This window comes from Acidaminobacter sp. QWL-03 (genome assembly GCF_058683855.1).
This window is the reverse complement of record NZ_CM178752.1, coordinates 1722876-1741437: the sequence shown is the minus strand read 5'-3', so window position 1 is coordinate 1741437 and position 18562 is coordinate 1722876. Positions and strand designations below refer to the sequence as shown.

At 49.4% G+C, this 18562-nt stretch carries 13 protein-coding genes; 7 read left to right on the top strand and 6 right to left on the bottom strand.

Going from position 1 to position 18562, the window contains the following annotated elements; genetic code table 11:
- Window positions 1–149 precede the first annotated feature (149 nt).
- Entirely contained in the window at window positions 150–1469 is a 1320-nt protein-coding gene (locus AC4PHM_RS07995; protein ID WP_492020356.1) for a YjiH family protein, read from the bottom strand.
- 166 nt (window positions 1470–1635) lie between these two features.
- On the opposite strand from AC4PHM_RS07995, the gene AC4PHM_RS07990 reads away from it, so the two are divergent.
- The 7 genes from AC4PHM_RS07990 (at window position 1636) to AC4PHM_RS07960 (ending at window position 10625) form a co-directional block, all read left to right on the top strand.
- Window positions 1636–2334, top strand: coding sequence for a response regulator transcription factor (locus tag AC4PHM_RS07990; RefSeq protein WP_492020355.1), 699 nt, complete (start codon window positions 1636–1638; stop codon window positions 2332–2334).
- A gap of 298 nt (window positions 2335–2632) precedes the next feature.
- Window positions 2633–3835: a hypothetical protein gene (locus AC4PHM_RS07985; protein WP_492020354.1), complete on the top strand. Its 1203-nt coding sequence runs from the start codon at window positions 2633–2635 to the stop codon at window positions 3833–3835.
- A gap of 230 nt (window positions 3836–4065) precedes the next feature.
- Window positions 4066–4581, top strand: coding sequence for a MarR family winged helix-turn-helix transcriptional regulator (locus AC4PHM_RS07980; protein WP_492020353.1), 516 nt, complete (start codon window positions 4066–4068; stop codon window positions 4579–4581).
- 1 nt (window position 4582) lies between these two features.
- On the top strand, window positions 4583–6418 hold the full coding sequence (ftsH, locus tag AC4PHM_RS07975) for an ATP-dependent zinc metalloprotease FtsH (protein WP_492020352.1): 1836 nt from the start codon (window positions 4583–4585) through the stop codon (window positions 6416–6418).
- Between the two features lie 254 nt (window positions 6419–6672).
- Window positions 6673–8217: an IS3 family transposase gene (locus AC4PHM_RS07970; protein WP_492017433.1), complete on the top strand. Its 1545-nt coding sequence runs from the start codon at window positions 6673–6675 to the stop codon at window positions 8215–8217.
- 173 nt (window positions 8218–8390) lie between these two features.
- The gene (locus AC4PHM_RS07965) at window positions 8391–9443 is read left to right on the top strand and encodes a copper amine oxidase N-terminal domain-containing protein (RefSeq protein WP_492020351.1); all 1053 of its coding nucleotides are present in this window, start codon (window positions 8391–8393) and stop codon (window positions 9441–9443) included.
- A gap of 204 nt (window positions 9444–9647) precedes the next feature.
- Entirely contained in the window at window positions 9648–10625 is a 978-nt protein-coding gene (locus AC4PHM_RS07960) for a glutamate formimidoyltransferase (RefSeq protein WP_492020350.1), read from the top strand.
- Window positions 10626–10690: 65 nt separating this feature from the next.
- Here the strand turns inward: AC4PHM_RS07960 and AC4PHM_RS07955 are convergent, their stop codons facing one another.
- The 5 genes from AC4PHM_RS07955 to AC4PHM_RS07935 all read right to left on the bottom strand — a co-directional run bounded on the left by AC4PHM_RS07955 (window position 10691) and on the right by AC4PHM_RS07935 (window position 18560).
- A complete protein-coding gene (locus tag AC4PHM_RS07955) occupies window positions 10691–11611 on the bottom strand; it encodes a sensor domain-containing diguanylate cyclase (protein WP_492020349.1) in 921 nt (306 codons plus the stop codon).
- Between the two features lie 193 nt (window positions 11612–11804).
- Window positions 11805–13166 carry a sigma-54-dependent transcriptional regulator gene (locus AC4PHM_RS07950; RefSeq protein ID WP_492020348.1) on the bottom strand — a complete coding sequence of 454 codons (1362 nt, stop codon included), beginning with the start codon at window positions 13164–13166 and terminating at the stop codon, window positions 11805–11807.
- Window positions 13167–13169: 3 nt separating this feature from the next.
- Window positions 13170–15284: an ATP-binding protein gene (locus tag AC4PHM_RS07945; RefSeq protein WP_492020347.1), complete on the bottom strand. Its 2115-nt coding sequence runs from the start codon at window positions 15282–15284 to the stop codon at window positions 13170–13172.
- A gap of 253 nt (window positions 15285–15537) precedes the next feature.
- The gene (gene nhaC / locus AC4PHM_RS07940; protein ID WP_492020346.1) at window positions 15538–16956 is read right to left on the bottom strand and encodes a Na+/H+ antiporter NhaC; all 1419 of its coding nucleotides are present in this window, start codon (window positions 16954–16956) and stop codon (window positions 15538–15540) included.
- Window positions 16957–17201: 245 nt separating this feature from the next.
- Window positions 17202–18560 (bottom strand): citrate/2-methylcitrate synthase, encoded by a 1359-nt coding sequence (locus tag AC4PHM_RS07935; RefSeq protein ID WP_492020345.1) that lies wholly within the window; start codon window positions 18558–18560, stop codon window positions 17202–17204.
- Between the last annotated feature and the right edge of the window lie 2 nt (window positions 18561–18562).

Genomic DNA, 18562 nt, shown 5'->3' with positions numbered 1-18562 from the left:
AATGGAAAAAGTGCCTGGACCGCAGTTGTACACCCGGCGCCAGACACTTTTATTGTATCATATTGTTGTGAGGTTGAACGCTGTCTTGTCATTCAAATTTCAGCGCCGTCCATTGCTGCCATGACTGCCCGGCGCGAGAATGGCTTGTATCAAAACAGCAGGAATGCAACCGGCGCCGCCAGGATGAGCGTCAAGACCGTTCTCTCGTACCAGATGATCAGAATATCCTTTAGGGTTAATGGGATCTCGGTTGAAAGAACGCATGGAATAGAGGCTGAGAAGAAAAGGATCGAAGAGACGGAAACTATAGCGATAATAAACTTGGTGACGATTGGTGCGTCCACAACGAGGAGCGCCGGGAGAAACATTTCAGCAATTTCGAGGGCGGAGGCCTTTGCTGCAAGCATCGGCTCAGGTATTTGAAGTGCCCAGGTGAAAGGATAGAAGATGTAGCCCATAATGTCGAAAACCGGCGTATACTTAGCGAGAATCAGACCGAAGAGACCAACGGAGAGAATGGTTGGGAGGATGCCCATTGCCATGATAAACCCGTCTTTAAAGTTATCGACGATATTTTTTCCAATAGAAAGGGAATGGCTGGTCGCTTTCAAACCTTCCGCGACAGCATTTCTGAGCAGATTACCATGAATTTCAGGCTCGGGATCAGAAACGTCAGAATAGTAATTGTCGCTTTTCTTGTTGAGCGGATAAATGCGGGCAGTGATGGCGGTGACAATGAAGGTAATGACGAGGGTCGCCCAGAAGTAAAGGTTCCAATGCTCCATGATGCCCAGAGTTTTAGCGACTATGATCATGAAAGTCGCAGAGACGGTGGAGAATCCTGTGGCTATGATCGATGCTTCTTTGATGGTGTATTTGCCTTCCTTGAAGACGCGATTAGTGATCAGGAGGCCGATGGAATAGCTGCCGACAAAGGAGGCGACTGCGTCGACCGCGGAACGGCCCGGCGTCTTCCAAATAGGGCGCATGACCGGTTGGACGAGAACGCCAATGAATTCGAGAAGTCCGTAACCGACGAGGAACGCGAGAAACACAGAACCAATAGGGACGATCAGTCCAACAGGAATAACGAGTTTATTAAGTAAGAAAGGCACCATATCCGGTTCGAACATGAACGCCGGACCAACATTGAACACTGCCATGAACGCGACACCAATACCGATCAGCTTGAAAATGGAGAACACCAAAGTGACGGCGTCTTTATTCCATGTTTTGATGACGAAAGGTCGAAGGCCGCCTATAATAATTACGGCGAGTGCATAGAACTTTGCGCTGGCGCCTAAAGCTGCGGTGATGAAGGTGACTAAATGGTCGAGAGGAATAGTGGTTTTTTCGCCGATGGTAATTGGGATGAAAAACATTAGGATGCCAATTGCGCTGAAACCGATCAATTTCATGAGATTAAGCGATGTTGCGTGAGACTTCGGACTTGTAACGCTTTTTTCCATGATAGTGCCTCCCCTTAAATATGAAGTTTGATAAATGTGATATGATAGGGCTAATATACACCGAAAATTCGACGTTTCTTAAAAAGTCATGGAAGCATCATGGCTTTGTCACCAATTTGTCACCAAAGGGTATAAATTAAACGATTTGAAGGGAGAAGGTGATGTCATGCCTAAAATTTTAGTTGTAGATGATGATAAGCGGATCGTCAAAATGGTCGAACAATTTCTCCTGCTCAATAACATGAGCGTCATCACCGCCTATGATGGCAAAGACGCTATTGTGCTGATGGATGAGCGCGTCGATTTGGTGCTTCTGGATGTGAATATGGATGAGATGGGGGGCATGGAGACGTGCCAGTGGATTCGGCAGCGCTACAAGGTGCCCATTTTGTTCCTGAGTGCGAACACGTCCTCATCGGATAAAATTCTTGGACTTGGGTATGGTGCGGACGACTACATCACAAAACCTTTTGACCCCATGGAGCTGATTGCGCGAATTCAGGCACAACTGAGAAGGCATCAGGTTTACAACGAGGCGGTTCGAATGGGCAGTCAGGTGAAGTTTGGCGACTTTACCCTGAACAAAAGTGCGCATCGCCTCTTAAAAGGGGATCAGGAGCTTGTTTTGTCATCCACCGAGTTCAGACTTCTGAGTTTTCTGATTGACCATCCCAACGAGGTGTTTACGCGGAAAACGCTGTTGGCCGAGGTGTGGGAAAGCGAGCATTACGATGAGAATACGGTGACCGCTTATATCAAGCGGCTGAGGCAAAAGATCAGGCGGGGTGACGACGACCAGGCGTACATAAAGTCCGTTCGGGGTGTGGGCTATCTCTTTGAGGCGGAACTGGAACGCGTTGAATAACGCTCAGGTGATTTTTACAATCAACAGTGTGGTTTTTTACATGAGTAAAACAAATTTTACGTTCGAAAAGCGACCGGTGGCGGGTGCGGGTGATGGAGAAGAAACCATCGGCTAAAACCAAGCATTATCAGTGTTTTAAAAAAAGTTACAGAAAGTTTTAGAAAATTCGTATATTGGCAATAGACTTGCGTATTACATGTGCATGACGGATTCGCATACGGATGAGGATTACATAAGGTTTGCTTTTCTCAGGCGCTGCGGTCGGGTCAAAATCATGACTCTAAGGAGGCGTTAGTACATGCAATACGGATTTGAACTGGCATTTATTATTGTTATTGGCATCATCTTCTTCTCTGAGACAATTTCCAGCATGACGAAAGGCAAGGTTCCGGGACTGTTCTTGATGACGGTCATTACGCTGATTGGTTACTGGACAATCTTACCGCTGGATGTGGTGCCGGTTTCGGGCATGGTAGCCGTCAAGGATATCACCATGATGATCATTCTGATCCACATGGGCACGCTGCTTGAAATTGACCAGCTTAAGCGCGAGTGGAGAACCGTTGTGACGGCACTCGCGGCAGTAGCAGGCGTGGTGCTGGTGTTCCTTCTTCTCGGCAGATTCGTTCTCCCGAGTGCCAACATGGCAATCACGGCTATTGCGCCTTTGGCAGGCGGTATGATCGCGGCAATTCTCATGAGTCAGGCGCTCACCAACATTGGACAAACCGATTTGGCGGTGTGGCCAATTCTTCTGATCACGCTTCAAGGCTTTATTGGGATGCCGGTAGTGGCTTATATGCTGCGTGGTGAGGCTTCTGACCTTGCCAGGAAGCTTAGAGGCGGCCAGGAAATTACCGCGCATAAAGCAGAGACAAAAGCTGCTGCAAAGACCAAATGGATTGACAAGGTGCCTCAGAAGTTCAGAACGCCGGCTTTCTACTTCTTGATTCTCGCTATCCTCTACACCCTGAACGTCGCGTTTTACAACAACGTAATCGTAAACATCCCATATGTTAAGCTCGTCTTGGATAAATCGATTGTTTCTCTAATTATCGGTGTCGTTCTCGGGAATCTTGGGATCCTTGACAAGGGCGTTATGACTAAAACTAAGTCCGAAGGTATTATGGAGATCAGCTTTTACGCGTTTATCATGACATTCTTGGTTGGCGCGAAGGTTGAAACGATTAAGGCTTTGATTGTGCCGCTCGTCATTGCTTTCGTTTTGGCAACTGCAGCGATCGCGATTCTCAGTGTTCTGGTCGGCAAGCGGATTGGCTATTCGGCGAGGCTCTCCATGGCGGTCGGATTTAACTGCTTCCTTGGTTTCCCTTTGAACTACCTGATCACGAAGGAAGCGGCTATGGCTGTTGCAGAATCTGCTGAGGAAGAAGAAAAGATTTTTGACGCCCTCTTGCCTACGATGCTGATCGCTGGGTTCGTATGCGTCACTATTGTATCCGTCCTCGTTGCGGGGGCTATGACGTCGCTGGTGAAGTAGGGTCTGCGAAAGGATCCGCGAAAGTGTCCGCAAAAGCTGAATGACGTGCAAAAGTAAAACGGCACCTCGCAGAAGAGAGTTTTCTCTCGAATGTGAGGTGCCGTTTTTGTTTGCCTGAAAGCTAAGTTTAATTCATTTTTAATAAAAATTATGTTTCATAATATATATAATGTATATATATCTTAAAGTAAATAAAGAGTAATCACGAAGACGTATCCGGAGGTGACGAGATGATGGTCACGGAGGCGTTCAAGCGCAGCCTGCTCGACTATTCCAAAAAGATCAACGACTGCACAAACACGCTGCTGAATCAGGAGGCAGTACGACATGGCCTTACCGCCATGCAGCTGAGACTCCTGATGGAGCTTTACAATGACGGCGCCTTGACCGTTGGGGAGGTCGCTGCCCAGATGGGGCAGGCCGGAACCAATGTCTCGACCATGTGCAAAAAACTTGAGGCCCGTGGTTTGGTCAACCGACGGCGCAGCGAGGCGGACGAACGCGTCGTCATGGTTGTCCTCACACGAGTGGGTGAAGATGAAATGAAAGAGATCAATGAGGTTTTTAATAAAAAAATCAACCGCATGATGGAAGCAGTGGACGAAGCAGAACTGAAGGCCATGCTTAACGGCCTAAAGAAGTTCAGCGATTTGCTGAGTCTGAACACGTCGCTGAACGGGTCGCTACATGAAGCCCCGGAAGAAGAAGCGTTTGAGTCCAATAAAAGTGCGAAGGAGCGCGACTGAAATGAAATTCAACGAGAATAATAAACGCCCCATTTACTACTATTATATGATTGTGCTTTTGGTGGTCATGCTGCTGAATGCTTTTGTTTTTCCGCTGATGAACAAACCTGAGGTGACTCAGGTCGATTACGGCACCTTCCTCGAACAGGTGGAAGCCGGCACGGTCACCAAAGTTGAGGTGGACGACAAGCAGGTGGTCTACGTTCAGAAAGATGCAGAGGGTAAGGACAGCTATTTCATCACCGGACGCATTGAAGATCCCCAGCTCGTTGACCGGCTTTACGCGGCGGGCGTTGAGTTCAACAAAGTCATTCCGGCAGAAAGCTCACCGATTCTGGCCTCCGTATTAGGCTGGATTTTGCCGATGGTCATTTTCATAGCCCTCGGCCAATTCCTCATGAAGAAGATGATGGGCAAAGTGGGCGGCAACGCCATGTCCTTTGGCAACAGCAAAGCGAAGGTGTACGTCGAGGCGCAGACCGGTAAATCCTTTGAAGACGTCGCAGGGCAGGAAGAAGCCAAAGAAGCCCTCCAGGAAATCGTCGATTTTCTTCACGACCCCGGAAAATATAAGGAAATTGGCGCCAACATCCCTAAAGGCGCGCTGCTTGTAGGCCCTCCGGGGACCGGGAAAACCTTACTGGCAAAAGCCGTTGCGGGCGAATCGAAAGTACCGTTTTTCTCAATTTCCGGTTCGGAATTCGTCGAGATGTTTGTAGGCATGGGCGCGGCCAGGGTTCGGGATTTGTTCAAGCAGGCTCAGGAAAAGGCGCCTTGCATTGTGTTTATTGATGAAATTGATACTATTGGAAAAAGCAGAAATTCCGGCGGGCTTGGTGGCAATGATGAACGGGAGCAGACGCTGAACCAGCTCCTGTCAGAAATGGATGGCTTCGACGCGGACAAGGGTGTCGTCATTCTGGCGGCAACCAACCGTCCTGAAACACTGGACAAGGCCCTTCTCAGACCGGGCCGTTTTGACCGCCGCATTCCGGTGGAGCTGCCTGATCTTGCGGGTCGTGAAGCGATCCTCGTCGTCCACGCCAAGAAAGTCAAGCTGGGGCCTGCCATAAACTTCAATGCCATTGCCAGGGCGACTTCCGGCGCTTCCGGCGCGGATCTGGCCAACATCATCAATGAAGCGGCGCTGCGTGCGGTTAAGATGGGCCGTAAACAGATTGTTCAAAGCGATCTGGAGGAATCCGTAGAAGTGGTGATAGCGGGTTATCAGAGGAAAAACGCGGTTATTTCCATGAAGGACAAGCTGACGATAGCCTATCACGAGATTGGGCACGCGCTTGTAGCTGCAAAACAGTCACATTCAGCACCGGTCACGAAGATCACCATTGTGCCGAGGACTTCCGGTGCGCTGGGCTATACAATGCAGGTCGAAGAGACTGAGCAAATTTTGATGACCAAAGAGCAGGCGCTGGATAAAATTTCGACCTTTATGGGTGGCCGTGCGGCTGAAGAGCTGATCTTTGATAGCATCACTACGGGCGCGTCCAATGACATTGAACAAGCCACCCGAATCGCCAGATCCATGGTGACGCGCTTTGGGATGAGTGAGACTTTTGGTATGATGGCGCTGGAAACGGTCAACAATCCTTATCTGGGCACAGACACAACCTTGATGGTGTCGCCCGAGACGGCGGCATTAATCGATAAAGAGATCATGAAGATTTTGGACACGGCTTATCAAAACGCGAAAGGCATTCTTGTGGAGAATAAGGCGAAGCTGCATGAGCTGACGAAATGCCTGCTTGAAAAGGAAACCATGACCGGTGATGAGTTCATGTATGTGTTGAATGCGACACAACCGCTGGAGAGTTGCTAAGGCTAACAGACGTGCACAAACAATGATGATCCCGCGCTTCAGAGAGCTTGCTCTCTGTGGCGCGGGATCATCGTTGTTTGTATAGGGCGCAGCCCTCAACCGAAGCGCAGCCATGAAACACGCTAAGCGTGTTTTGGGGCGGAGCAATAGGCGCCAGCCGCGAGGTTGGCATGTCTATTGTTACAGATCTGTTACCGTCCGCGTCGGGGGTGCGGACAAAAACCTGGACTATGAAAAAGTCAGGAGTTGTCCGTATGTATTCGTTGGAAGTTAGGAAAAAAGTAATCGAGTTATACATCAAGTACGACAAGTCTGCGGCCGCTGTATCAAATGAGCTCGGTTTTCCATCGTGTAGAGTCATCCGGAGATGGTACAAAGACTATCTAAGGGGTCAATCAATCGGAGACGAATGGGGGAGGAAACCTAGAAAGGTCAAGTATTCAGTAGAGCAAATGGAAGTAGCCGTTAATCATTACCTGGCGCACGGGAGAAATCTTTCAAGAACAGTAAGAGCTTTAGGCTATCCATCCACGGGCAAATTAAGACTCTGGTGTGATGAATTGAATCCAAATGATCGCAAAATGCACGTCAGTAGTATACAATGCACTCAAGCGCAGAAAAAGGAAGCCGTCGTAGAACCCGACACGCCGTGTGTCAGGGCGACGGATCTCGGAGATAAGCACAGTGTCGGCCGAAGAACTAATTATAAACACAACGGTGTTCTGCTCGCTAAGGAGTATCCAATAATCATGTTGAAAGTTGATGATAAACTCCATGAAGGCAAGCCCCCTGAAGGAACAGAGGCTCTCTTGGTTGAAATCGAATTGCTAAAAAAACAAATCAGGAAATTGGAAATTGAAAAAGAACTCATGGGAGAACTCTCAATAATTCTAAAAAAGAACCCGGGCGTCGATCCGAAGAAATTGACAAACAAAGTGAGAGCAACATTGATCGACGCCCTAAGAAATAAATATACCCTTAAGGAATTATTGAAATATGTTGATATACCAAAAAGCAGTTATCATTATCATCATCAGATTGCATTGATGCCTGAGAAATACGAGAATATCAAGCTTCGAATTATTGATCTTTTTAAAGAAAACCACGGAAGATTTGGATATCGACGGATTAACGAACTCCTTCAGCAGGAAGGCATTCGTGTTTCGGAGAAGATTGTGAGACGTATCATGTCAACATTAAAACTTGTTGTTTTCGGGAAAAAGAAGCGAAAGTACAGTTCCTATTTAGGTGAGATAGCACCTGCAGCAGACAACCTGATTAATCGGGATTTCCATGCGGACGCACCAAATACAAAATGGCTTACGGATATAACCGAGTTTTCAATCCCCGCCGGTAAGATATACCTATCCCCAATAGTAGACTGCTATGACGGTTATATAACGAGCTGGTCAATTGGAACAAGACCCGACGCAGCTCTGGTTAACAGTATGCTTGATCGCGCCATAGACAAGCTACAAGAGGATCAGCGTCCAATTGTCCATTCGGATAGAGGATGCCACTACCGTTGGCCAGGGTGGCTATCCAGAATGGACAATGCAGGCCTGGTGAGATCAATGTCAAAGAAAGGCTGTTCACCTGATAACTCTGCCTGCGAGGGCTTCTTCGGCAGACTCAAGGTTGAAATGTTTTATTATCGCTCATGGGTCGGTGTTAGCCTGAACGAGTTTATGAATATATTAGATGAATACTTAATCTGGTATAACGAAAAAAGAATCAAAATGTCGCTGGGTGGAATGAGCCCGTTGGTGTTCAGGCGAAGCAAAGGACTAGTAGCCTAAACCGTCCAAGAAAACGTCCGCACCCCCGTCCCCAAGTTGAAACTTGTCCGCGTCCCCGACCCTTACCCAACCCTTTAATTCCTTTGTTACACTTTCTTAATGCCTGTTCGTGCAACCTTTTGAGTAGGTGCGGCGTCTTACTGCCAGAACCTAAAATTGAAAGGAGCATCATGATGCTGCATAAGAAGATGAAAAAGAACACTATGAAAAACATGACTACTGGACTACTGATCACGGCCTTGGCCATAGGGGGCTCGCCACTTGCCTCACTGGCAGACAGTGTTGACCAAACGGCAATGCCTTATGGAGAGGAGATCTGGGAATCGCAGATGAAATTCGCCCATTACGGTTTTTTTGAAGGGACCATCGAAAGCATTGAGCCTCACCACAGCATTCCAGACGCAAAAATGATCCGCATCCATGGGGATGGAGAAGCCATCGCGGATTTTGTCCTGACAAAGGATACTGTTTTCGCTGACAACGTCCAGATCGAAATTGGCAAGACTATCACAGGCTGGTATGATGCCAGAAAACCTATGATCCTGATCTACCCGCCACAGTATAATATTGAACTGGTGACTATGCCATCAGAGGGCACCACGCAAAAAGTCGACTATTTTGACGAGACCCTGACCAGCGCCGACGGCATGCTGAAGCTCAATCTGCAGCAAGAGGGCAGTCTAAAGCTGTGGGACAGCCAAGGGAAGGTTTACGCAGAAAGTCTTTCAGGGAAGCACCTTCTCGTGAACTATAAAATTTCAACGCGCAGCATCCCAGCGCAGACCGTGCCTGAATCCATCTATGTCATAGAGGATCAAAAGTGGCTGACGCCAGCCGGCGAGATTCCAGTCTTGGTCAACGGCAGCGTGGTGCATGCCATGTCCTCCTTTGTTAAAGAAGACAAAACCGTCATGGTACCACTTCGGGCAACTGCAGAGGCCTTGGGTTATGAGGTCACCTGGCTGGAAGAGTCCCAGACCGTCATGGTTGGCAAAGCCTCGCTGGTCATTGGCAAGGATGCTTACGCTTTCGCGAGAATGGCGCCGCAATCGCTAGGCGCTGCACCTGAACTCAGGGAAGGCAGAACTTTTGTGCCGATGGAATTCTTCAGCAAAATCCTGCCCGAACTGACCGCTGAAGCTAAAACCGAAACTGGAACTGAACAAGAAACGACCAATGAAAACACAGCCGTCAAAGTTTCGATTCAGATTAAAAGCAATGAATGAATTTTAACGAGATTAAACTAATTTCACGTTCGAATTAACGTGAATATGAAAGTTCGTTAACTTTTTAGATAAAGTACACAAGTTTTGCCTCGTATTTTCTCGAATTTTAAGATAATTCTTTAGTAAAACAGAAATGACATTCCTCTTGATTTTTGATATGATCAAATCAGAATTTAGACTATTGAGAGGATGTGTATTTCCGTTATGAGTAAGAAATATGTTCTCGCTGTCCCTAACTTTAGCGAAGGCCGCAACAAGGAAGCCATCGATGCTGCTGTAAACGCTGTTAAAGCTGTTGAGTCTGTCAAAATTGTCGCTGTTGAACCAGAGGCCAACTTCAACCGTACAGTTCTCACTTACATCTGTGAGCCTCAGTTCGTCAAAGAAGCTATGTTGAAACTCGCAGGTGCGGTTTACCAGTACGTCAACATGGAAGTCCAAAAAGGCGATCACCCGCGAATTGGTGCTCTTGACACTGCGCCAGTATTCCCGCTCCAGAACATGGACATCGAAGAAGTTAAAGCCCTCGCTGAAGAAATTGGCGTCGCGCTCCACGAGACTTACAAAGTTCCGGTTTACTTCTCCGGCCTCAATGCACGTACAGAGTTCAAAAAATCCAATACCAACATTCGTAAAGGTCAGTATGAAGGCCTTAAGGCACTTCTCGAGACGCCTGACCATCCAGATCTCGAAATGAGAAAGCCTGACCTTTCTGTTGACGGCAAGCTCAGCCCAACTATGGGTGGCTGCACAGTCAGCTCTGACTATGAAGGTCTTACAGCTTACAACGTTTTCGTTGAGACAGAAGATGCGACTGTTGCCAACGACATTGCTAAAGTTGTCAAAAATGCTGAGACAGGCTGGACATCCATCAAAGGCATTGGCTTTAAAGATGAAGGTCACGTTGGTACGGCAGTTTCCATGAACGTCTTTGATGCTGCAAGCACTCCACTCGCAATGCTTAAAGAGTTCATCGCCAAAGAAGCTGACAAGCGCGGAACAAAAGTCATCGCGACTCAAATCGTAGGACCGGTTAAATACCAGTACCTCCTCGATTCTGCTAAAGCTCTTGGCTATGCCGGCGCAGACAACGACTTTGACGCTGTCGTCGCTTGCCTCGCTGACAATATGATGCTCGAAGGCTTCAACAAAGAGTCTATCATTGAGTTCCACCTTCAATAATTAAAGACGTTAAAACACCCTGGATCCGGTCGGATTCAGGGTGTTTTTTTATGTGGAAGTGGGTGTCAGACACCCACTTCCACATCCGGCGTCTGAAAATACACACTGTTGCGGCTGCCTTTAGCGAGGTAGAGCGCCTTATCCACCAGTGCAATAAGGTCCTCCGTTGGTCCGTCGTAGCTTGACGGCACGCTGATCACACCCAGGCTGACGGTGATTTTAAAGTGTTCGCCGCTATACTTGATAGGGTGCGATTCGATAATGTGACGAAGCCGTTCGGCGATCAGCATGCTTTCACCCTGTAAAGTTTCGGGTAAGAGCAGAATAAATTCATCTCCGGCAAATCGGGCGAGGATATCGTAATCCCGGATGCTCGTCGACATGACGGTGGCAAACTCTCTAAGCAGCCAGTCGCCGCCCGTATGACCGAATTTGTCATTGATTTGCTTGAAGTGATCAATATCCATCATAATGAGACCGGTGGGCTTTCCTGAGCGTTTTGCCCGGTCGAGTTCGTGCTCCATAAATTCCTCAAAGCCGCGTCGGTTTAAAAGACCGGTCAGAAAATCGTGCGTCGCAAGCTCTGTCGCAAATAGTTCTGCTTCCTTAAGTGCCCTCTGAGCCTCAATAAAGTTGCTGACATCTCTAAGTATTATCAAGATCCGCGACGCGCCAGAGTCGTCCGTAAACCTTGAGCTTGTCCATTCCCCATCGATTTCCTCACCTTCTGATGCCTTAAAGTGCATGAGACTTCGGGAATTGACCTCTTTGATCAAACTGAAAAAAAGCGCAGTCTGATAGACCTCGTCGCGAGCAAAGAGGTCGTGAAAGGAGGCTTGGATCAGTGTGTCAGCAGACTTTTTCAACAACTGGCATGCGGATGGATTTGCATAATGGATTCGTCCGAGTTCATCGACAATAAATATAGCGTCGTAAGCATTTTCGAATAACGACTTGCAGCAATCTGGAGGCGTAGGTTGATTCAAAGGAATCACCCTTTCTTGATCTATGTCATTTAGATGATTGTCTTTTTTATATACCCTGATTTGACATAATAGTGCATAGTATCCCCTACAAAAAATGAACTCGGTGTCTGACACCGAGTTCCACCGAGTTCACATCTGACACCGAGTTCCACCGAGTTCACAACACAAAGTTCACATCGAGTCCAATCCTTTATCACTTCTCAATCCCATACTCGTTCAACTTATTGTAAAGCTGACGGAGACTGATGTCGAGCGTTGCAGCGACCATCGGCAAATCACCGTTATGGTGCTCCAGGACGGCGAGAATATGCTGGCGCTCGGCCCTCTGACGGACCTGCCGCAGGGTCTGATCGGCCGGTGAACGCGGCAGTGTCATACCGGCAGCAACTGCCTTCTCAAAGAGCCCCTGATCTTTGAGCACACCATTTTCTGACAGAACCACCAGTCGCTCGACTGTGTTTTTTAGTTCTCTCACGTTGCCTGGAAAAGTATATTGAAATAAGCGCGCCTTTAATTCTTCGTCCACTTTGGTAATCGTCTTCTTAATTTCACGCTGGGCCTTGGCAAGGAAATGCTCAAACAGCAGAGGAATATCCTCGGGCCGTTCCCGGAGTGGTGGGATTTCTATAACCATGGTGCTGATGCGGTAATAAAGATCCTCCCGAAAAGTCTTATCCCGGATCGCCTCCGTAAGATTTCGATTAGTGGCGCTGAGCAGCCTGAAATCCGTAGGGATTGCCGTATTGCTGCCAATTCTTGAGATTTCCCGGGTTTCTATGGTCCGCAGGATCTTGACCTGGGTCGAGAGCGGCAGGTCGCCAATCTCATCGAGAAACAACGTGCCTTTATCTGCCGCTTCAAAACGGCCGACGCGCTGACCCAATGACCCGGTGAACGCGCCTTTTTCGTGACCGTAGAGCTCGGATTCGAGCATGCTGTCTGAAAAAGCATAACTATTCACAGGAAGGAAAATTTCCTGGCGGCGGGCGCTGTTTTCGTGGATGAATCTGGCGAAGACTTCTTTGCCGACACCGGACTCACCGAGGAGCAGGACGTTGACATCCGTACCAGCGGCTTTGAGAGCGTGATCGAGGGCGCGCTTGAATGAAGGGCTCCGGCTGGTGAGCATAGCGCCGCTTTCGCTTTCTGCGGAAGCGCTCAGTGCGGCGTTCCTGGATTCGAGCTGACGGATTTTATGGATTTTTTCCAGTGACATCAAGATCTCTTCAGGGTCATTACTTTTAATGTAGTAAGAAAACGCGCCTTGCTTCATGGCGTCCACCGCGGTTTCAATGCTGCCGTAAGCCGTCATGATAAGGACTTCGGTGTCCGGGAATTCTGCTTTAACTTGAGCGAGGACTTCGAGGCCGGACATGCCTTCCATCAAGAGGTCGGTGAGAACCACGTCGACGTCGCCAGTGGTGTGGAGTGTCCCGAGACCATCGGCACCATTCCTGGCGGTTAGGACGTCATAGCCTTTTCGGGTCAGGATCATTCTCAGGAGTTCGAGGAAATCCGCCTCGTCGTCGATCAGGAGCAGTTTGAGTCTACGCATGTCTTATGCCTCCTTTGAAGATGGCGCGGCCGTGTGGTTGGGCACGCGAAAGGTGAAGGTCGTTCCGCTGGAGGCGGCGTCAGCTCGTGTTTGGGAGCTCTGGACCTGAATGTCGCCGCCTAAGTTCTCAATTTCGGTGTAAACGATATAGAGGCCGAGGCCGGTACCTTGTCCAACGGGTTTTTCGGTGTAGAAGGGCTCGAAAATTTTGCCCAGGCGCTCGGGTGCGATGCCTGTCCCGGTATCTGAAACGCTGAAGGTCAGGGTATCTGGGGAATTTACTGAGCGAAGCTTAATCGAACCGCCTGCAGGCATTGAGTCGATGGCGTTGTGAATCAGATTCATGAGCACGTGGCGCAGGGCACTGGGGTTGGACGCGGCCAAGGGTGGCCCGTCGTACTGATAATCAGAGGAGATGCCGTTTTCAGACATGGCTTTCTTGTAAAAAGACAGCGTTTCGCATACGAGGTCTGTCACTGAAAAGTCCGTAATTTCATCTGTGCTCAGCCTGGAATAGTTAAGCAGGTTGTCAATGATTTTCCCGGCCCTGGTTACTGCCCGGTTGATGGCGGCGGTCGCGGCCAGGGTATCTGCATCCGCGGCCTCTATGGAGCCCAGGAGATAACTGGAATTTCGAATGGTGCCCAGCGGATTTCTGAGCTCATGGGCTATGCCGGCGGCAAGCCGGCCTATCGCTTCCATTTTATTGCTGTGCACAAGTTTTTCTGACTGCAGTTTTTCGAGGGTGACGTCTTCAATATTCATCAGAAAAAGCCCTTCCATGGTCTGAATTGTGGAGAGGCGGCAGTCAAAAATTTTGTTCTGCAGCCGGAGCTCTTTGCGAAGTTCGAGGGCGGCGTGGAAAGTGCTGTCAGGTGTTTGAGACGAATCGTCCTGGTAGGGCGGCATTTCGAAATTCCCGGCGTTGACCGGAATAGCGGCTTCAGAGTCTTGAAAATCTGCTTCCTTCAGAAGTTCGGCAAAGGGTTTTCCGAATCGACTGGCGTCCAGCATATCCCCCTCAGTTAGACCGGACCAGTTTGTGAAGACGGCGTTGACCTTCTTGAGCACACCTTGACGATCCACGAGAACAATCCCTGACTGGATCGAGTCAAACACGCTCTCAAGCTCGTCGGTGATGACCGTGAGCTCTTCGGTGCGCCGTGCGACCAGAGTTTTCAGCCGGAGGTTCCAGAGATAAATCAAATAAAAGAGCATGCCGATGGTCCCGAGAAGCGGCAGCCACAAATGCTTCATCTTTTCGTATGACCGGCGCTGGACCTCTGCAGCGCCCATCCCCAGCCATTTTTCTTCAATATTGGTCATGACGCCGGATTTGCGAAGGCGAAGGATGCCCTTGTTGAGCACCGGGATCAGCTCTTTCTGGGATTTTGGAACGGCCAGAGCCGTATGAGCATTATAGACTTTTTCTTCGAGAATCCTGAAGCTTCCGGTAGGCCGCAGCTCGCTCAGGATCATGCGAATCACCGGCTCATCGCCAGCCAGGGCTTCGACCTGTCCGGATTCCAGCAGCCGCATGGCTTCGTAGAGATGGTCCGCGTAAACGAATTCAGGAAAAATATTCTGCTCCCAAAGCTTGTCTATGACGACGTCTGCGCGCTGTACGGCGACGACGCGTCCGTTCAGGTCGCGGAGCGTTTCGATGTCCGAGTTTTTTCCGGGTGTGAGAACGGCACCGCTGAGGCGGTAGATGGGATTTGAAAACGCGAAGTCTACGGCACGGGCATCAGAGGGCACCATATCGATCATGTTGGTGTCTTCGTTTTTGAGGGCTTCAACCGCGTCGCTCCAAACCATGGCTTTGGTGGCAATGTTGGTCTGAAGCTCAATAGCCAGAGCGTTGACAATATCCACGGTCAAACCCAGGTGCTGCTCAGTTTCTTCATAGTATCGACCCAGGGGCGGGTCGTTGATATTGCCGCCAAAGATCAGCATGCCATAGTTGTCCAGAAGCCGCCGCTCGTCCGCTGTAAATTCTCTCGAATATTCGAAGTACTCCACGAGATTCAGGTCGTAATCAATTCTGACGACCTCGTTGATATAATTGACGATTAACAGCAGTGTCGCGGTGAAGATGATTAGGGCGAGTTTTCGCATGGCACACCTCCTATATAAATGAATGAGGGGATCGTCAATGTGGAAGGCGGTGTCAGACACCTTCTTCCGCCTCAGCGGCTGGCGCCTATCAGCCTCCCCGGATTCAAGTCCCGAAAAAAAAGACCCCGGGAGAAAGGGTAATCCCCGTTTCCTCCCAGCGTCTAGTGTATCGTTAATGAAATTACAATGCAAATGAAACTGTCTTTTCGAAGGCTGCTTTATAAAACAAAGCCTTGGACTGCCCGGCGTGGCACTAAGCTGACAATTTATCTTCGATTTCCTGTTCAGCGAGTTCTTCAGGCGTGAGCTTGGCGATTGTGATACCGACGAAGCTCAAAGCGATGACCACAAGTGGCATAGTGTAGTTGAAGATGGCGTACGGCAGATATTCCATAGTGGTGACGCCGAGGACCCCGAAGAGGAAGACACCGCAGGTATTCCAAGGAATCAGCGCTGAAGTCAGTGTGCCTGTGGATTCGAGAGCATTGGACAAGGTTTTAGGATGAAGTCCCATATCCTTGTATGCTTTTGCGTACATGCGGCCCGGAACGACTATGGAGATGTACTGCTCAGGCATGGTCATATTGGAACCGAGGCAGGTGGCTTCGGTTAATGCGACCAAACCCTGCGGCGTTTTGACGCGCATGAGGAGCTTGTTGACAATGACTTCGAGTTGGCCTGTCTTTTCCATAATGCCGCCGAACATCATGGCAATGATGGTGAGGGAGATGGAGTACATCATGTTGCTCAGGCCGCCGGAGGAGAGAAGGTCGTCGATTGCAGCGACGCCGGTGTTGGACTCGAAGCCGCTGTATGCCACATTCAGTATGTCGCCAAAGCTGGAGCCCTGGAAGATTGGCGCGAGGATAGCGCCGAGGATGATCCCCACGAAGATGCCTGGAATTGCCGGCATTTTTTTAGCGATCAAAACAATAACGGCGAGCGGCGGGATCAAAAGTACCGGTGAAATGGTGAAGGATGCTGCGAGGCCGTCTCTCATGGCGCTGATGGCGGTGAGGTCGACATCGGCACCACCGTAGCGCAAGCCGAGTACTGCGAAGAAAATGAGTGAAATGGCATACGCGATAATCGTTGGCTTCAGCATGAACTTGATGTGGGTGAAGACATCCGTGCCGGCCATGGCGGGCGCGAGGTTGGTCGTGTCGGAAAGCGGCGACATCTTATCGCCAAAGTAGGCGCCGGAGATGACCGCGCCAGCCGCGATTGGGGCCGGAATGCCAAGGCCTGTAGAAATGCCCATAAGTGCTATGCCGATGGTGCCTGCCGTACCCCAACTCGTACCAGTCGCCAGGGAAGTCACAGACGCTATAAGAAGTGTCGCGACAAGGAAGATCTTTGGAGACAGGATGCCGAGTCCGTAATAAATCATGGTCGGCACAACGCCGGAAAGGAGCCAGACGCCAATGAGAACGCCTATGATTGCGAGAATTATGATCGCTTGAAGTGCCTGGCGGATACCGTCAAACATGTACTGCTCAATATCGCTCCATTTGTGTCCGATCCGAAGTGCCATCAGTGTCGCGAAGGCGACGCCAATCAGCATTGGGATGTGCGGGTTTGCGCCATAGACCGCGATTCCGATCCCCATTGTGGCGATCAGCAGAGCAAAGGTAATTATGGCTTCGTAAAGATAAGGCATTCTGGCTTTCATTTTAGTCCTCCTTTAGATTCGATACTATACTAATAAGCAAGTGTCGTGCCAACTAAAGGAATGGGCATTTTCAAGTGTTTTGTGAGGTGTATCAGACGCATAATGAAATAAATTTCTAAATATTTTGAAATTTATTTCAAAACAGAAAAGGGGAAGGATCTGCAAGCAGCGTCGACATGACGCTTTAGGCAGATCCTTCTCCCGGTATTTAAATTATAAATGATGGCGGGGTGGAAATAGTCAGCTTAACGATTTTTAAGTCGAATATAAGGCTGTGGCTCAAGAATGTTCTTGTAAGCCGGACGAATGATTTTGGTGTCGCTGACGATTTGCTCAATGCGGTGTGCGCACCATCCAGCAACCCTTGCTACGGCGAACAGCGGCGTGTAGAGATCTGCTGGAATATTCAGCATTTCATAGACAAAGCCAGAATAAAGATCGACATTCGCCGCGATTGCGACATCCTGTCCCTTCATTTCTTTAAAGAGGTCTTTAGTCAGCGCTTCAATATTGGAGAAAAGCTCAAATTCTTTCATGGCATTTTTTTCGAGAGCCAGTTCGAAGGCTTTCTTCTTTAATAAGACTGCTCTTGGATCCGACAGGGTGTAAACCGCGTGGCCCATGCCGTAGATCAGGCCTTGGCCATCAAAAGCTTGCTTTTTCAGGATTTTTTTCAGGTAAGTCTTGAGTTGATCGACGTCACTCCAGTCCTCGACGTTCGCTTTAATGTCTGCAACCATTTCGATGACCATTTTGTTGGCACCGCCGTGTTTAGGTCCTTTTAGAGAACCAATAGCCGCTGCCAGAGCCGAATAAGTATCCGTGCCGGAAGAGGATACCACGTGCGTCGCGAAAGCCGAGTTGTTGCCGCCGCCGTGATCCGCATGCAGTGCGAGGAGCAGGTCGAGAGTTTCGGCTTCGGTTCTGGAATAGCGGTTGTCGCTGCGAATCATGTGAAGGACGTTTTCCGCCGTGCCGACACCTCTGCGTGGCGCGTGGATAAACAGGGATTTACCGTCAATGTAATGTGCTTTCGCCTGATAACCATAGGAGATGATGGTCGGGAAGCGGGCGATCATCTGGATGCTTTGTCTCAGGACGTTCTCAATGCTCGTGTTGTCAGGATCGTCGTCGTGAGAATAGAGAACCAGGACGCTGCGCATCAGTTTGTTCATGATGTCCTTGCTTGGGATCTTCAGGATCATGCTCTCGGTGTAGCCGGGCGGTAACGCTCTGTAGTCATCAAGCAGTGCGTTGAAGTCTGCCAGCTCGCTCTGGGTTGGAAGTTTTCCGAACAACAGCAGAAAGACGGATTCTTCAAAGCCTCTGCGTTTTTCCTGCTGGAATCCCTCTACCAAGTCGCGAATGTCGATGCCGCGGTAGGAAAGTCGGCCTTCATCCGGTATTTTGACGCCGTCTACAAGCTTGTATCCGTAGACATCCGCAATTCGGGTCAAACCGACGAGGACCCCTGTGCCGTTGGCATTTCTGAGACCGCGCTTAACGTCATATTGTTCGTAGACCTCACCGGCAGTCACATTGTTGTCGTACGCCATTTGGGTCAGGTGGTCGAAGTATTCTGTGAAATCAGTGGCCAGACACATGG

What these genes read in the sequence shown, in the direction of transcription:
- AC4PHM_RS07995 (WP_492020356.1), bottom strand. Translation starts at nt 1,469, where the DNA reads ATGGAAAAAAGCGTTACAAGTCCGAAGTCTCACGCAACATCGCTTAAT.
- AC4PHM_RS07990 (WP_492020355.1), top strand. Translation starts at nt 1,636, where the DNA reads ATGCCTAAAATTTTAGTTGTAGATGATGATAAGCGGATCGTCAAAATG.
- AC4PHM_RS07985 (WP_492020354.1), top strand. Translation starts at nt 2,633, where the DNA reads ATGCAATACGGATTTGAACTGGCATTTATTATTGTTATTGGCATCATC.
- AC4PHM_RS07980 (WP_492020353.1), top strand. Translation starts at nt 4,066, where the DNA reads ATGATGGTCACGGAGGCGTTCAAGCGCAGCCTGCTCGACTATTCCAAA.
- ftsH (WP_492020352.1), top strand. Translation starts at nt 4,583, where the DNA reads ATGAAATTCAACGAGAATAATAAACGCCCCATTTACTACTATTATATG.
- AC4PHM_RS07970 (WP_492017433.1), top strand. Translation starts at nt 6,673, where the DNA reads ATGTATTCGTTGGAAGTTAGGAAAAAAGTAATCGAGTTATACATCAAG.
- AC4PHM_RS07965 (WP_492020351.1), top strand. Translation starts at nt 8,391, where the DNA reads ATGCTGCATAAGAAGATGAAAAAGAACACTATGAAAAACATGACTACT.
- AC4PHM_RS07960 (WP_492020350.1), top strand. Translation starts at nt 9,648, where the DNA reads ATGAGTAAGAAATATGTTCTCGCTGTCCCTAACTTTAGCGAAGGCCGC.
- AC4PHM_RS07950 (WP_492020348.1), bottom strand. Translation starts at nt 13,166, where the DNA reads ATGCGTAGACTCAAACTGCTCCTGATCGACGACGAGGCGGATTTCCTC.
- AC4PHM_RS07945 (WP_492020347.1), bottom strand. Translation starts at nt 15,284, where the DNA reads ATGCGAAAACTCGCCCTAATCATCTTCACCGCGACACTGCTGTTAATC.
- nhaC (WP_492020346.1), bottom strand. Translation starts at nt 16,956, where the DNA reads ATGAAAGCCAGAATGCCTTATCTTTACGAAGCCATAATTACCTTTGCT.
- AC4PHM_RS07935 (WP_492020345.1), bottom strand. Translation starts at nt 18,560, where the DNA reads ATGTGTCTGGCCACTGATTTCACAGAATACTTCGACCACCTGACCCAA.